The organism is Burkholderia oklahomensis C6786, from assembly GCF_000959365.1.
Classification (GTDB): Bacteria; Pseudomonadota; Gammaproteobacteria; order Burkholderiales; family Burkholderiaceae; genus Burkholderia; species Burkholderia oklahomensis.
In genome coordinates this window covers 1918260-1933409 of sequence record NZ_CP009555.1, presented here as the reverse complement: position 1 = coordinate 1933409, position 15150 = coordinate 1918260, and the positions used below count along the sequence as shown (strand labels likewise).

15 protein-coding genes are annotated in these 15150 nt (G+C 67.3%); 7 read left to right on the top strand and 8 right to left on the bottom strand.

All coding sequences use genetic code 11. From position 1 onward, the window contains the following. Positions 1–10: 10 nt before the first annotated feature. Positions 11–586, bottom strand: coding sequence for an SIS domain-containing protein (locus BG90_RS08645; RefSeq protein ID WP_010107029.1), 576 nt, complete (start codon positions 584–586; stop codon positions 11–13). A gap of 122 nt (positions 587–708) precedes the next feature. Next, complete coding sequence (locus tag BG90_RS08640) at positions 709–1143, bottom strand: YraN family protein (RefSeq protein ID WP_045568113.1); 435 nt, start codon at positions 1141–1143, stop codon at positions 709–711. A gap of 46 nt (positions 1144–1189) precedes the next feature. Between BG90_RS08640 and rsmI the strand changes: the two genes are divergently transcribed. Continuing rightward, positions 1190–2077 (top strand): 16S rRNA (cytidine(1402)-2'-O)-methyltransferase, encoded by an 888-nt coding sequence (gene rsmI, locus BG90_RS08635; RefSeq protein WP_010107031.1) that lies wholly within the window; start codon positions 1190–1192, stop codon positions 2075–2077. Between the two features lie 92 nt (positions 2078–2169). Here the strand turns inward: rsmI and BG90_RS08630 are convergent, their stop codons facing one another. Then, positions 2170–2802: a septal ring lytic transglycosylase RlpA family protein gene (locus BG90_RS08630; RefSeq protein ID WP_010107032.1), complete on the bottom strand. Its 633-nt coding sequence runs from the start codon at positions 2800–2802 to the stop codon at positions 2170–2172. A gap of 602 nt (positions 2803–3404) precedes the next feature. Here BG90_RS08630 and BG90_RS08625 point away from each other — a divergent pair. From BG90_RS08625 to BG90_RS08615, 3 genes are all read left to right on the top strand, one after another. Beyond that, a complete protein-coding gene (locus BG90_RS08625; protein WP_010107034.1) occupies positions 3405–4049 on the top strand; it encodes an MBL fold metallo-hydrolase in 645 nt (214 codons plus the stop codon). After that, complete coding sequence (locus BG90_RS08620; RefSeq protein ID WP_010107035.1) at positions 4046–4702, top strand: 3'-5' exonuclease family protein; 657 nt, start codon at positions 4046–4048, stop codon at positions 4700–4702. The genes BG90_RS08625 and BG90_RS08620 overlap by 4 nt, the downstream gene beginning before the upstream one ends. 90 nt (positions 4703–4792) lie before the next feature. Next, a complete protein-coding gene (locus BG90_RS08615; protein WP_010107036.1) occupies positions 4793–5251 on the top strand; it encodes an Lrp/AsnC family transcriptional regulator in 459 nt (152 codons plus the stop codon). Between the two features lie 93 nt (positions 5252–5344). Here BG90_RS08615 and BG90_RS08610 read toward each other — a convergent pair whose 3' ends face one another. The 3 genes from BG90_RS08610 to BG90_RS08600 all read right to left on the bottom strand — a co-directional run bounded on the left by BG90_RS08610 (position 5345) and on the right by BG90_RS08600 (position 8139). Then, positions 5345–6541 carry a cation diffusion facilitator family transporter gene (locus BG90_RS08610; RefSeq protein WP_010107037.1) on the bottom strand — a complete coding sequence of 399 codons (1197 nt, stop codon included), beginning with the start codon at positions 6539–6541 and terminating at the stop codon, positions 5345–5347. A gap of 240 nt (positions 6542–6781) precedes the next feature. Continuing rightward, positions 6782–7075: an H-NS histone family protein gene (locus BG90_RS08605; protein WP_010107038.1), complete on the bottom strand. Its 294-nt coding sequence runs from the start codon at positions 7073–7075 to the stop codon at positions 6782–6784. Positions 7076–7458: 383 nt separating this feature from the next. Further along, entirely contained in the window at positions 7459–8139 is a 681-nt protein-coding gene (locus BG90_RS08600; RefSeq protein ID WP_010117374.1) for a HugZ family pyridoxamine 5'-phosphate oxidase, read from the bottom strand. Positions 8140–8418: 279 nt separating this feature from the next. Here BG90_RS08600 and BG90_RS08590 point away from each other — a divergent pair, with 279 nt between their 5' ends. After that, positions 8419–9630 carry an MFS transporter gene (locus tag BG90_RS08590; protein ID WP_025990039.1) on the top strand — a complete coding sequence of 404 codons (1212 nt, stop codon included), beginning with the start codon at positions 8419–8421 and terminating at the stop codon, positions 9628–9630. A 145-nt stretch (positions 9631–9775) separates the two neighbouring features. Here BG90_RS08590 and BG90_RS08585 read toward each other — a convergent pair whose 3' ends face one another. Together BG90_RS08585 and BG90_RS08580 are read right to left on the bottom strand one after the other, a co-directional pair. Beyond that, the gene (locus BG90_RS08585; protein WP_010117379.1) at positions 9776–10918 is read right to left on the bottom strand and encodes a branched-chain amino acid ABC transporter substrate-binding protein; all 1143 of its coding nucleotides are present in this window, start codon (positions 10916–10918) and stop codon (positions 9776–9778) included. A gap of 444 nt (positions 10919–11362) precedes the next feature. Beyond that, entirely contained in the window at positions 11363–12463 is a 1101-nt protein-coding gene (locus BG90_RS08580; protein WP_010117381.1) for an NAD(P)H-dependent flavin oxidoreductase, read from the bottom strand. Positions 12464–12759: 296 nt separating this feature from the next. Between BG90_RS08580 and BG90_RS08575 the strand changes: the two genes are divergently transcribed. Next, on the top strand, positions 12760–13452 hold the full coding sequence (locus tag BG90_RS08575) for a dienelactone hydrolase family protein (RefSeq protein WP_010107046.1): 693 nt from the start codon (positions 12760–12762) through the stop codon (positions 13450–13452). 94 nt (positions 13453–13546) lie between these two features. Beyond that, positions 13547–15037, top strand: a complete 1491-nt coding sequence (locus tag BG90_RS08570; protein WP_010117384.1) for an amidase — start codon at positions 13547–13549, stop codon at positions 15035–15037. The last annotated feature ends 113 nt before the right edge of the window (positions 15038–15150 follow it).

Sequence of the window (15150 nt, the reverse complement as noted above, 5' to 3'; positions counted from 1 at the left end):
CTCCTTCGAATCAATCCTCGCCCAGCAGCATCGCGTCGATGCCGTCGCACAGGCAGTGGATGGTCAGCAGATGGACTTCCTGGATGCGCGCCGCCCGTTCGGACGGCACGCAGATCTGAATATCGGTGTCGGCGAGCGACGCGCCGAGGTGCCCGCCCCCGTTGCCCGTCAGCGCGACGACGATCATCTCGCGCTCGCGCGCCTCTTCGACCGCGGCCAGCACGCGCGGCGATTCGCCGAGCGGGTCGAGCACGAGCAGCACGTCGCCCGTCTGGCCGAGCGCGCGCACTTGTTGCGCAAAGATCTGGCCGGCATCGCCCGCGCCCGCGCGGCTCGCGTCGGCATGGAGCGCAAGCCCCGGCAAGCCGGGCCGCTCGCGCTCGAATCCGCCGATCAGCGCGGCGGCGAGCCGCTCGGCCGCCGCGGCCGACGGGCCGTCGCCGCATGCGACGATCTTGTTGCCGTTCGCAAGCGCCATGAACATCGCGTCGACGGCTGCGGCGATCGGCAGGGACAGCGCATCGAGCGCTTCATGGACGAGCGCGGCGCTGTCGCGAATATGTTGCTGAATACGTTCGACTGACATCGATTCCTAATCGGGTACTACGCGCGTGGTCTGTGTCGCGCGGCATCGTGAGTGCGGCGAGTTTACCGCACTCCGCCCTCACCGCCAGACCGTCGCCGCAACTCCTTACATCTCGACACAAGCTAGCCGGCCTCGTCGACGCGAAATGCGTCGCGCAGCCACTCGAGCCGGCCGCCTTCGAACGCGACGACGTCGAAGCGGCACGGGCTGGCGCCGCCCGTTCGCGCCCAGAACGCGTGCGCGGCGAGCACGAGCCGCTTTCGCTTGCGCGCGCCGACGCTCGCCGCCGCGCCGCCGTAGCGGCCGCTCGTGCGTGCGCGCACTTCGACGAACACGAGCGTGCCGTCGCGCTCGCGCATGACCAGGTCGATTTCGCCGCCGCGCACGGTCACGTTGCGTGCGACGAGCGCGAGTCCCGCGCGCTCGAGGAAGCGCTGCGCGCGCGTCTCGAACGCAGCGCCGACGACGCGCTTGGACCCGGCCGCCGCAGAAAAGTTGTCGCGCGGCGCGGCTTTGGCGCCGTCCGCCTCCTGCCGCGCCGCGCGCGCGTGGCACAATGCGGTGCTTCTTCCGTTTGCGCCGTGTGCGGGCGCCTTTCGTGTCATGACTTCCCTCCTCGATCTTGCGCAGGCGCAGCAGTATCCGACGGGCGCCCTCTACGTCGTCGCGACGCCGATCGGCAACGCCGCCGACATCACGCTGCGCGCGCTGCACGTGCTCGCGCTCGCCGACCGCATCGCCGCCGAGGACACGCGCAACACGGGCCAGCTGCTCGCGCGCTACGGAATCTCGAAGCCGCTCGTCGCGGTGCACGAGCACAACGAGCGCGCGGCCGCGGCGAAGCTGATCGACCACCTGCGCGCGGGCGAGCGGATCGCGTACGTGTCGGACGCCGGCACGCCGGGCATTTCCGATCCGGGCGCGAAGCTCGTCGACGCGGTGCGCGCCGCCGGCCACGGCGTGATCCCGCTGCCGGGCGCGAGCGCGGCGAGCGCGGCCGTGAGCGTCGCGGGCGACTGGGCCGGCGCGTTCACGTTCGCGGGCTTCCTGCCGCCGAAGCCGAAGCAGCGCGACGCGGCGCTTCAGCAATTGAAGGCGCATCCGTACGCGCTCGTGTTCTACGAGGCGCCGCACCGGATCGTCGAGACGGTCGAAGCGCTCGCGGCCGTGCTCGGTGGCGCGCGTCGCCTGCTGATCGCGCGCGAGCTCACCAAGCTACACGAGGAGTTGTTCGAGGGCACGCTGGCCGAAGGGCCAACGTGGCTGCGCGCCGACGCGAACCGGCAGCGCGGCGAGTTCGTGCTCGTCGTCGAACGCGCACCTGAGGACGATCACGCCGCCGACGAAAGCGCGCACGATGCGCTGCTCAAGCTGCTGCTCGACGAAGTGCCGGTGAAGAGCGCGGCGAAGCTCGCCGCGGCGTTGACGGGCGCGTCACGCAACGCGCTATACGCGCGGGCGCTCGCGCTGAAGGACGAAGAGGAAGGGTAAGGACTCGCCGCAAAAGCGAAAGGGCCGCAGCGAGGCGGCCCTTTCCGTATGCATTCGGTCGACTTTCGGCCGACGCGACGCGTTCGTCGCGATTACTTCGCCGCGTTCGACGCGAGCGTCTCGTCGCGGGCGACACGCGCCTCCGCCGGCGACAGGCCCTGGATCTTCACCCGCGCGGTGCCCGCGTGGACGAGGCCGATCACCTTCGCCGCCGCATACGACAGATCGAGAATCCGGCCGCGCGAGAACGGGCCGCGATCGTTGATCTTCACGACGACCGACTTGCCGTTCGCCTGGTTCGTCACGCGCACGTACGACGCGAGCGGCAGCGTCCGGTGCGCGGCCGTGAGTTCGTTCATGTTGAAGCGTTCGCCGTTCGCGGTGCGGCGGCCGTGGAAGCCCTTGCCGTACCACGACGCCCGGCCGGTCTGGCGGAAGTCGGAGACGTCGGCGGCGTCGATCGGCTTCGCGTCCGCGAGCGATGGGCGCGACGCATCCTGCGAGCCCGCGGCGGGCATCGAGGCGAGCGCCGTGTCGAAGTTCAGCGGTGCGCCCGCCGTTTCCTTGTTGTTGTTGGCCGCGCCCGAAGCGGCCGTGCGCAGCGCGTCCTTCGACGCAGCGCCTTTCGCCTGTTCGGCGGTCGGTGCGTTCGGCGGCACCGCGCAGCCTGTCAGCGCGAAAAATACAGCTAGAGTCCCGAGGTGCCTCGGTAATCGAAATCTCATCGACGTGTCGCCTGCTTGTACGGGCCGCTTTTTACCGATGCGACCCGGACGGACATGCACGCCCCATTCGCGCTCGCGCGCGGGCGGCCTGCATCTGGCGCGGCTCACGTTCTGCCGCAACCGGTCCTGATTAGCTTTCACGTCTGGCGCAACCTGTCCCCGGCAGCCTGACCAGACCCCACATGCCGCCAATCGAACATGGCTTCCACGTTCGTGCGCGTCGTAGACTCAAACGCGCAGGAACGGCGGCATAGGCCTCATCCGGCGTCGCGGCAGCAGGGCCGCGGCGGACGCGTTGCGCCCGGCCGGACAAGACGTGAGCACCGACGAATCGGTACTGGATGCACCGCCGGACATCCGGCGGGCTATTGCATTGACGGTGTCGGAAGAACCGAAAAAAACGGACTCCGAACACCCGCTGACGACGTGGTCTCCCACGTACACTGGGTCGCATTATACATAAACGAAAACGGTCACCTCAAAAACGGCGGGCCCGGACGATTGATTCTCTCTATGACCGAAACAATCGATATTGAGTCGCCGCGCGCGGCGGGCAATCCGCCCGGCCAGTACAATCAGGGCTTTTAGCCGCCGCTCGCGCCATGAAAGTCACGCTCATTCCGGTCACGCCGTTCCAGCAGAACTGCTCGCTGCTCGTCTGCGAGAAGACGGGACGCGCCGCCATCGTCGATCCCGGCGGCGATCTCGATCTGATCGAACAGGAAATCGCGCGGCAGAATGTCGAGGTCGAGAAGGTGCTGCTCACGCACGGCCACGTCGACCATTGCGCCGGGGCGAAGCGGCTCGCCGCGCATTACGGCGTGTCGATCGAGGGGCCGCAGGAAGAAGAACGCTTCTGGATCGAGAAGCTGCCGATGCAGAGCGAACGCTTCGGCTTTCCGGCCGCCGAGACGTTCGAGCCCGACCGCTGGCTCGACGACGGCGACACCGTCACGTTCGGCGGCGAAACGCTCGAGGTCTATCACTGCCCGGGCCATACGCCCGGCCATGTCGTGTTCTTCAGCCGCGCGCACCGGCTCGCGATCGTCGGCGACGTGCTGTTCGCCGGCTCGATCGGCCGCACCGATTTCCCGCGCGGCAATCACGCGGACCTGATTCGCTCGATCCGCGAAAAGCTCTGGCCGCTCGGCGACGACGTGACGTTCGTCCCCGGCCACGGCCCCGTGTCGACGTTCGGCGACGAGCGCCGAACGAATCCGTTCGTTGCAGACGGGGTGGCAGGATGAACGTTGCGACGACCGTCACGAGCCGAGAAATCTACGTCAGCACCGATGTCGAGGCGGACGGCCCGATCCCGGGCCCGCATTCGATGTTGAGCTTCGCGTCCGCCGCGTTCACCGAGGACAAGCAACTGATCGCGACGTTCTCCGCCAATCTCGAGCTGCTGCCGGGCGCGGCGCCGCATCCGGTGCAGGACGCGTGGTGGAAGACGCAGCCGGAAGCGTGGGCCGCATGCCGGCGCGATCTGCAGGCGCCGGAGGCGGCGCTCGTCGCGTACGCTGAATGGGTCGAGGCGCTGCCCGGCAAGCCGGTGTTCGTCGCGATGCCGGCGGGCTTCGATTTCACGTTCATGTTCTGGTACATGATGCGTTTCGCCGGACGCTGCCCGTTCTCGTGGTCGGCGCTCGACATCAAGACGCTCGCGTTCGCGCTGACGGGTCTGCCGTACCGCAAGGCGATCAAGCCGCGCTTCCCGAAGCACTGGTTCGACGACCATCCGCACACGCATATCGCGCTCGACGACGCGATCGAACAGGGCGCGCTCTTTTGCAACATGCTCGCCGACCTGCGCGCGATGCAGGCCGCGAAGGCGTCCGCGCCGCTGCTGGAAGAAGCAGACGAATCAGCACAAAATGCCGCTGACGGCCCGAGAAATTAGCGAATATCGCTCGTTTTAACCGCTTCGGATTGCCTTTCCTTCCACCCGCCTCTACCATTGCCAAATGTTGTAGCCGCTTTGGAGGCGCAGGTGACCCTCGATACCTTTTCGCAAAAAATCCTTCGCCTGTTGCAGCTCGACGCGCGCCGCTCCGTGCAGGAGATCTCCGATCAGGTCGGCCTCTCCAGCACGCCGTGCTGGCGCCGCATCAAGGACATGGAGCAGTCCGGCGTGATCCAGCGCTACACCGCCCTCCTCGATCGGGAGAAGCTCGGGCTCCATATCTGCGCGCTCGCGCATGTCCATCTGACCCGCCACAACGAGGGCGGCGTCGAGCAGTTCGAGCGGGAGATCGCGACCTGCCCCGAAGTGACCGAGTGCTACAGCACGACGGGCGAAGCCGATTACATCCTCAAGATCGTCGCGCCCGACATCAAGGCTTACGACGTCTTCCTGCACGAGCGGATCTTCAAGATTCCCGCCGTGTCGCAAGTGCGCACGAGCGTCGTGCTGCGCGAGATCAAGTTCGACACGCAGTTGCCGCTCTGACGCGCTTGGAGCACCGCGGGCGCTCCGGTGCGTGGGCGCTTCGCGCATACGTCGCGGCAAGCGGCGCGTGTCCGCGCGCCGCGCATCGTCCAGTCAGAGCGGCCGGCCGACCGTCGCCGCATCGCTCGACGCCAGCGCGCGCGAAATGCCGAGGCGCCGTGCGCCGAACCGGCGCTTCAATGCTTCGATGTCCAAACGAGCGGCCGGATCGCCGTCGGCCGCGCGCTCGCCGCCTGCGTGCGCGTCCTGCGCGAGCGTGATGTCGATTTCGAGCCCCGTGCTCAGATAGTGCAGGTTGATCGCGCTTGCCCGCAGCCCGGCCTTTGCGAGCGTCGCCTCGATTTGTCCCTCGATCTGGTCGCGAGGCGGCAGGTCGAGCACCATGCGGCGCGCGACATCATGCTCCGGATCGACGTGGATCAGCGCGTCGAGCACGCGCCGGTCGGTGAGCACGCGCGCCCGCGCGGCCTCCGCGATGTAGTGCCCCTCCGAGACGGACATCATCGGATCGACGAGGATGTGCGCGTCGACGAGCGCCGAGTCGCCCATCTTGCGGGTGCGCAGATCGTGCACGTCGCGCACGCCGGGCGTCGACACGATGAGCGCGCGGATCTCGGCGGACGCGTTCTCGTCGAGCGCACGGTCCGACAGATCCTGCAGCGCGTCCCAGCCGAAGGTCCAGCCCATCCGCGCGACCATGAAGCCGACGATCGCCGCGGCGATCGGATCGAGGACGCGCACGCCGGCGAGGCTGCCGATGATGCCGAGCGCGACGACGAGCGACGACGCGGCATCCGAACGCGCGTGCCACGCGTTCGCGACGAGCATCGCCGAGCGCACGCGCTGCGCCTCGCGCAGCATGTAGCGGAACAGCCCCTCCTTCGACAGCAGCACGACGACGGCGACCGCGAGCGCACTCGCATGGACGGGCGGAATGTCTTCGAGATGCACGAGCCGATCGCCGGCGCGCCACAGCATCCCGACGCCGACTGCGATCAGGATCGCGCCGAGAAAGAATGAAGCGACCGTTTCATAACGGCTATGGCCGTAATTGTGATCGGCGTCCGGTTTTGCGCCGCTGTGTCGATTCGCGAGCAGCACCACAAAATCGGAAACCAAATCCGACAAAGAGTGGACGCCATCCGCAATCAAAGCTTGGGAATGCGCAATTAGACCGACAGCCACCTGCAACGTCGCCAGAATCACGTTGAGCACGATGCTGACGAACGTGCTCTTGCGAGCGACCGCCTGCTTTTCCGAGGCCAGGTCGTCGTTTGAAAATGTAGACATGAAATATCGAATGCGGCGAAAGATACCGCAATTCTATCAAGCGAGTCTTGAAAGCGATCGGGTCCGGGCCAAAAAAACAAGCAAAATCAATCGCTTATGTAAACGCAACGCATTTTCATTTACAACTAAACATGACATTTATGTGACAAATGCCGGCCGCGGGCGCCGGTTTCCAAAACACAAAAGGCCACGCTCCCCGTCAAGGGGCGTGACCTTTTGTGTTTGGCAGGCAGGTTGCGCTCAGATTGCGAATTGCTCGCGATTCTTGCCGGCGATCCAGCGAGGAGGCTTCCCACGGCCCGACCAGGTCGCGCCGGATTCCGGATCGCGGTATTTCGCCGCGACGCCGGCGCGGGGACGACCCGCCTTTCCGACTTTGCCACGACCGAGACCGAGTTCTGCGAGCGTGAAACCGTAATCGGCGATCTTTTGCTTGACGTCGCTCAATACCTCCGCGTATTCGCGCGACTTGGCTTCTTCGATCTGCTTCTCCAGCTTCTCTCGCTGAGCGAGAAGGTCCTTGTAAGAAGACATAAATTCCCTTTTATCTGACCAAATGGTGCCGATCTTGGGCCGGCTTGCCATCTTAACTAACGATGCCTCGGATAATCGGATCAAAGGTTAGCACAAAAAAGAATTCAGCGAATACCGTATCGCAGAAAATAGATGTTGTATTTTGTGATTTGATTGTTCAATTTGACCAGCGTCCGCTTCATTTGCAATTATCGCTAGTCTTACAAGTGGATTGGCTGAATTCAGTACATATTTTAAGCTCGCAAATTGCGCAATTGATCCAGGCGATCAAATTAGAAGTTTTCATGAAACGAAAGGTTCCACGGATTCAAAGCGCGGCCGTCGCCTTATCTCGTTTAATACGCCCGCAATGTGCGCAATCGCTCATAATCCGCCCCGCTGCTTTACGTAAACGAAACGGCCGACGCCTCCCGCAGTGCCGCGGACAGCGCATCGGCGTCCATTTTCGGCACATCGAACGGCGTGCGCCGCCTCGATCCATTCAAACGCCAGTCCGCGCCGTAGCGGTCGACGCCGAGCAATTCGAGCCCGGCGCGCCGCTCTCGCGACGCATCGTATTCGTCCCATAGCGCGCGCTCGTCGTCGTACCCGACAGGCGCGAGCGGATCCAGCTCGGTCGCGTCGAGCCAGCCCATCCGCCCGAATCCGCCGATATAGCGGAGCCGCTCGCACGCGAGTGCCCAGAACGTGAAATCGCCGAGCGCGAGATAGCGTTCGCCGTCCGGGTGATAGCGCAGGTAGCGCGCGGCGACGTGCTCATCGGTGCCGACCGGCTCGAAGCGGCCGACGAGCGTTGCGCGTTCCGCCTCGAGCACGTTGTCCGATGCGCCCGCCGCGTTGCCCAGGCCGTCGACGACGAGAAATCCGGCGCGCGGATCGGCCGCGAGATTGCGCGTGTGCTCGGCGAGCCCGCTCACGAGCACGACCGGCCGGTGCTGCGCGTCGACCGCGTACGGCACGACGGTCGGATACGGATAGCCTTCGGGCGCGCGCGATTGCGTCGCGAGCGTGCCGAGCGCATTGCGGTGTAGAAGATGAAGCGGCAAAACGGCGGAAATGTTCACGTGCGTAATCCTTGCATGCGGAGGCGAAACGCTCGGGCCGGACCGGCGTCCGTACGGGCCGGGCGCGCCGAACGCGTCGGCGCGCCCGGCGGATGCGATCGGCGAGCCAACGGCGGCGGCGCACGCCAAGCATGCACTCGCCGGCGCATCGCGCGCAACCCGGCAAGCGCAAGCAAGACGCGACGCGCTCCGCTAGAATCGGCGCTGTTTTGTTAAGCGCCGCGTAAGCTTCGCACGCCGTTCTCACCCGATCTCACCCCGTCCCCCGCCGAGCCTCCCGTGTCCGACCCGTCGCCCGATCTCGCTTCGCCCGCCTCCATCCATCGCCGGCTTCCGGCATCCGCCCGCCAGCGCGCACGGGCGGCGACGATGGCGCTCTTCTTCGTCGCGGGCATGATGTATGCGTCGTGGGGCGTGCACGTGCCGACCGTGCGCGACAAGTTTGCGCTGTCGCCCGCGCTGCTGTCGTTCGCACTCCTCGCGGTCGCGATCGGCTCGATCGTCGCGATGACGACCAACGCACGCTGGATCGCGCGCGTCGGCTCCCGAACCGCGTGTCTGACAGGCGGCCTCGCGATGTCCGCATGCGGCGCGCTGATCCTCGTCGTGCCGTCCTACCCGCTGCTGCTCGCGGTGCTCGCGTTGTTCGGCTTCTCGATCGCGACGCTCGACGTCGCGATGAACGCCGAGGCGAGCGCGGTCGAATCGGCGTTCGGCAAGCCGATCATGTCGATGCTGCACGGGATGTTCAGCGTCGGCGGGATGGCGGGTGCCGCCGCGGGCGGCGCGCTGCTGTCGGCCGGCATGGCGAGCGCCGTGCATCTCGCGCTCGCCGCGTTCGCGAGCGCGCTCGTGCTCGTCGTCGCCTGCCCGGCCGTGCTGCCGCACGTGCCGCACGCCGACGCCGGCGCGCACGGCGGCCCGCGCGCGAACCGCTGGCGCTCGTCCGCGCTGTGGGCGCTCGGCGCAATCGCGCTCATCGCGCTGATCGCCGAAGGCGCGATGTACGACTGGGCGACTGTTTACATGCGCGACGTCGTGTCCGCGTCGCCGGCGTTCGCGAGCGCGGCGTACGCGGCGTTCTCGGGCGGCATGGCCGCCGCGCGTTTCGCGGGCGATGCGGTCCGCGCACGCTTCGGCGCGCCGCAACTCGTCTGCGCGAGCGCGACGCTCGCGTGCGTCGGCATGATCGGCGCGCTCGCGCTGCCGTACCCGCTCGTCGCGCTGGCGGGCTTCACGCTGATGGGCCTCGGCCTCGCCAACATGATGCCCGTGCTGTTCGCCGCCGCCGCGCGGGTCGAAGGCATCCACGCGGCCGAAGGGCTCGCGCACGTCGCGGGGCTCGCGTACTTCGGGCTGCTGTTCGGGCCGGTCGTGATCGGCGCGGTCGCGCAGGCGGCCAATCTTTCAGTCGGGCTGTCGATCGTCGCGCTGTGCGCGGCGCTCGTCGCGATCGTCGCGCCAAAAACGCTGAGCCGGCTGAAGATCTGATCCGGCGCGGGCAAGCCCGTCCGCAGCGCCGAGGCATTCGCCCGACCGCCCGCTCTGCTCGTCCTCTCTCTTTCTCTCAAAAAAAACGAGGCGCGCATGCCGTTCGGCATGCGCGCCCCGCCCCCTCCGTCGGCCGCGCAGACGGTTACATCTTGACTTCGTCCAGGAACGTCTTCTTGCCGTTCTTGTAGTCGTACAGCGAAATCACGCCGTGCTGCAGGTCGCCCTTCGAATCGAAGGTCGTCGTGCCGATCACGCCCGTGTAGTTCGTCTTCGGCATCACCGCGACGATCTTCGCCGGATCGGTCGAGTTCGCGCGCTTCATCGCGTCGACGATGATGTACACCGCGTCATACGTGAACGGCGCGTAGATCTGGATCGGCTGGCCGAAGCGCTTCTCGTACTTCGCCTTGAACGCCGCGCCGCCCGGCATCTTCTCGAGCGACGCGCCCGCTTCCGAGCACACGACGTTGTCGGTCGCATCGCCCGCCAGGTCCGACAGCTTTTCCGTGCAAACGCCGTCGCCCGCGAGAATCTTCGCGCGCAGGCCGAGCTGCTTCGCCTGCTTCGCGAACGGGCCGCCCGTCGCGTCCATGCCGCCGTACATCACGGCGTCCGGATTCTCACCCTTGATCTTCGTCAGGATCGCGCGGAAGTCGACCGCCTTGTCGTTCGTCGCGTCATGCGACACCACCTTCAGGCCGAGCGCCTTCGCCTTTTTCTCGAATTCGTTCGCGAGGCCCTGGCCGTACGCGGTCGAATCGTCGACGACGGCGACGCTCTTGATGCCCTTCGAGCGCGCGTAGTTGGCGAGCGCCGGGCCTTGCTGCGCGTCGGTCGCGACGACGCGGTAGGTCGTCTTGAAGCCTTGCTGCGTGTAAGCCGGATTCGTCGCCGACGGCGAGATCTGCACGATGCCCGCATCGCTGTAGATCTTCGAGGCCGGAATCGACGTGCCCGAGTTCAGGTGGCCGACGACTGCGGCGACCTTGTCGTCGACGAGCTTCTGCGCGACCTGCGTCGCGGTGCGCGGGTCGGCCGCGTCGTCTTGTGCATCGAGCTGGAGCGTGATCTTCTGGCCGCCGATCGTGAGACCCTTCGCATTGATCTCTTCGACCGCGAGACGCGCGCCGTTTTCGTTGTCCTTGCCGAGGTGGGCGATCCCGCCCGTCAACGGTGCGACGTGGCCGATCTTGACGACCTGGTCGGCAGCAGCGTTCGTGGCGGCTGCAGCCAACAGCATAGCTGCCGCACTGATCGGCAGCAGCTTTTGCATCTTGATATTCATGGAAGTCTCCAGTTTCAATCCAAAAAAACGCCTTCACCGACGCCCCGCACCGATCCTCGTGTTCGACAAAAAATCACTGGACGATTCGCCGGCTGCATTGGTTCATGCACTTGCACCAATCAAGCGCGCGATGCACCGCATGCGGGGCGGCCTTCACGTGCTTGCGCGCAAGTGTAGGTGATCAAATTAATAAGTGGGACGTTTTTAGAGAACTGGGACGACTACCGATGCCGCGCTTGCGGAAAACCTGGTCCGATCGGCCGCAAACCCGCTAAACGTAAGGGTTTCCGCCAATTCAGATGAAGAAACGAAAGGCGCAATTAATGATTGGGAAAGCGATTTCAATCATGTTTTCAATCAATGTCTTTCGATTGAAATAATTCGGTGAACAAAGCGTGTCGGGCAACGCGGCCGGCGCGTGTTTTTGTCGCGCCGGCCGACTCGTCAGTCGACCGAAATAGTGTGGCGCGAAAGCGTCGCGCGCCACTCCGAATCGAGCGCGTCGATCAGTTGCGCGGTCGTTTGTGCTGCATCGCGGTGCTTGCCGAGCGGCGCGCCCTGGCCGGACCACAGCGACAGATACTCGGCGTCGCCCGCGCGCGCGGCTGCTTGCCGCAGCTCTTGCGTCAGCGCGTTTTGCACCGGGTACGGCGCGACCGAATCGAGTCGCTCGGTCAGTTGCGTCATCAACGCGTTGCGGATGCCGCGTGCATGCCGGCCCGTGATCGCGCGCGTGACGGCCGTCGACGTGTCGTCGCTCGTGAGCAGGCGCGCCTTCCAGCACGCGGGGATCGCGCTTTCCGCGCATGCGAGGAACGCGGTGCCGAGCTGCGCCGCCTGCGCGCCGAGCGCGAGCGCGGCGGCGATTCCGCGTCCGTCCATGATGCCGCCCGCCGCGAGCACCGGCAGGCCGGTCGCGTCGACGAGCTGCGGCACGAGCGCCATCGTGCCGACGAGCGCGTCTTCGGCCGAGCCGATGAACGTGCCGCGATGGCCGCCCGCTTCCGCACCCTGTGCGCAGATCGCGTCGGCGCCGGCCGACTGCCACGCGAGGCCTTCGGCGACGTGCGTCGCGGTGCCGATCACGTACGTGCCCGCCGCCTGCAGCCGCGCGACGTCTTCCTTGTCGAGCACGCCGAACGTGAAGCTCGCGACCGGCACGCGCGCGTCGACGAGCGCATCGAGCTGCGCGCGAAAATCGGGCGCGTAGCGCGCGGGCGGCGCGCCGGGCGGCAGTCCGAACTGCGCGCGCAGCGGGTCGATCGCGGCGAGCGCGCGACGCACGGTCGCGTCGTCCGGATGCGCGTCGGGCAGCACGAACAGATTCACGGCGAACGGACGGCTCGTCGCCGCGCGCACCGCGTCGATCTCGGCGGCGAGCCTGTCGGGCGCGAACGACGCGCCGCCCAGGCTGCCGAGCGCGCCGGCGTTGGACGCGGCCGCGACGAGCGCGGGCGTCGTCGCGCCGACCATCGGCGCCTGCACGAGCGGCAGACGCAAGTCGAAGCGGACGGCGAACGGAGTCGGGGCAATGCGGGAAGTCATGGCGAATCCTCGAATGAATGCAGGGATGCGGATGCGGTCACGCGGGAGACCGGCGGGATCGATGCAACGACTGTACCCGCGCGCGACGGCGCTGAAAAATGAATAATCCAGATCGATCCGATCGCGCGGCGAGAAGGCTCGCGCGAGCGCCCCGGGGCTCGCGCGAACGCCTCGGGCGCGGGCGTTGCGCGGGCATGGCGCGTCACTGCATCGACGGAGGTTTGATGGCACACTGGGCCCCGCTTTTACATTCACCGTCAGGACCGTCACCGGTCCTGCTTTGCCAGGAGATCAGCATGGCTTCGCAATGGATCGACATCCCCGCAGGCAACGACACGTTCGGCGGCTATCTCGCGCTGCCCAAGCGCGGCAAGGGCCCGGCCGTCGTCATCATTCAGGAGATCTTCGGCGTCAACAGCCATATCCGCTCGGTCGCCGACCAGTACGCGGCCGACGGCTACGTCGCGCTCGCGCCCGACGTGTTCTGGCGCACGCAGCCGCGCATCGAGCTCGGCTACGAGGGCGCGGACCGCGAGAAGGGCATCGAGCTGCTGCAGAAGACCGACGTCGCGCTGGCGGTCGCCGACATCGGCGCGGCCGCCGCGGCGCTGCGTGCGCGTCCCGAGGTCGAGGGCAAGCTCGCCGCGATCGGCTATTGCTTCGGCGGGCGCCTCGCGTATCTCGCCGCCGCGCAGCGGCACGTCGACGTCGCGGTCGCGTATTACGGCGGCGGCATCCAGAATCACGTCGACGTCGCGGCGAAGATCGCGCAGCCGATCCTCTTTCACTACGCGGGCCACGACCAGTCGATCCCGCTCGACGCGGTCGACAACGTGAAGGCCGCGTTCGCCGGCCGCGCAAACGCCGAGTTCCACCTGTACCCGGACGCGCAGCACGGCTTCAACTGCTCGGATCGCGCGACGTACGACCAGCGCGCGGCGGCGCTCGCGCACGGCCGCACGCTGACGTTCCTCGCCGAACACCTGTAAGCTGCGTGCAATCGCCGCGCCGGCGCGCCACGCGCGCGCGGGCGCGCCGCTTCACCCGCTCCGAATTCCGAATCGCCGCTCGTCACCACGGGAGATGACCGTGCAGTCCGACTATCTGTCTCACGACGCAATCGGTCTCGCGCAGCTCGTCGCACGGCGCGAAGCCAGCGCGCGCGAGTTGCTCGACGCCGCGATCGGCCGCGCGGAAGCGCTCAATCCGGCGCTCAACGCGATCGTGCTGAACGACTACGCGGCCGCGCGCGACCGCGCGACGAATGGCGCGCTCGACGGGCCGCTCGCCGGCGTGCCGTATCTCGTCAAGGATCTCGGCTCCGCGGTGGGCGGGCTGCCGCTGTCGCTCGGCAGCCGCCACTATCGCCACTACGTGCCGGCCGAAGATTCGCCGCTCGTCGCCCGGACGAAGGCGGCCGGGCTCAACATCTTCGGCAAGACCAACACGTCCGAACTTGGGCAGATGCCGTACACCGAGCCCGCGCTGTTCGGTGCGTGCCGCAACCCGTGGAATCTCGATCACACGCCGGGCGGCTCGAGCGGCGGCTCGGCGGCGGCCGTGGCCGCGGGCATCGTGCCGCTCGCGCACGCGTCCGACGGCGGCGGCTCGATCCGGATTCCCGCGTCGTGCTGCGGCCTGTTCGGCTTCAAGCCGTCGCGCGATCCGGCGCTCGCGCCGTGGCCCGTGCCGGGCGAGATCGTCGTCGAGCATGCGGTCTCGCGCAGCGTGCGCGACAGCGCGCTCCTCCTCGACATCACCACGGGACGGGCCGCGCCGGGCAGGCTCGATGCCGCCGGCGCGCCCGACACGTATCTCGGCGCGCTCGACGCGCCGCCGCCCGCGCTCAAGATCGGCTACGTAACGGACCCGATGCTCGCGCCGGCGCTGTCCGCCGACGTGCTCGACGCGCTCGACGGCGCCGCGTCGCTCGCCGCATCGCTCGGGCATAACGTCGAGCCGATGTCGCTCAATCTCGACTTCGCGCAGATCAACGAGGTGTTCCTGACGATCTGGGCGACGATCGCCGGCGAACTCGTGCTCGGCGCGGAAAAAATCACCGGACGCAAGCCCGCGCGCGCCGAATTCGAGCCCGCGACCTGGGCGATGGCGCAGGTCGGCCGCCGGCTCGCGCGCGAGCGGCTGCCGCACATGCTCGAGCTGCAGCGGCAGATCACCGCGCGCGTCGCGGGCCTCGTGTCGCGCTACGACGTGATCCTGTGCGCGACGCTCGCCGCGCCGCCGATCAAGATCGGCGAGATGCAGCCGACGCCGTTCGAGACGCGGCAGATGGAGATGCTCGGCGTGCTGCCGGTGAAGCCGCTGCTCAAGCGGATGCTCGCGGAGGCGTCGCAGAAGGCGTTCGCGTGGGCGGGCTGCACCGAACTCTTCAATCTGACCGGGCAGCCGGCGATGTCGGTGCCGCTGCATTGGACGCCGCGCGGGCTGCCGGTCGGCGTCCAGTTCGTCGCGCGCCACGGCGACGACGCCCGGCTCTTCAAGCTCGCGCGGCAGCTCGAGCTCGCGCGCCCGTGGTTCGACAAGCGGCCGCCGCTCGCGCGCGCGCAGGCATGAACGGCGTGCGGTCGCGCGGCGGCGCTTCGTTGCGCGTCGCGCCTGTCGATCGAACGCGGAAATTCGGGCAAAAAAAGAGGCGAAACCGGAAGGTTTCGCCTCGTCGTACTCGC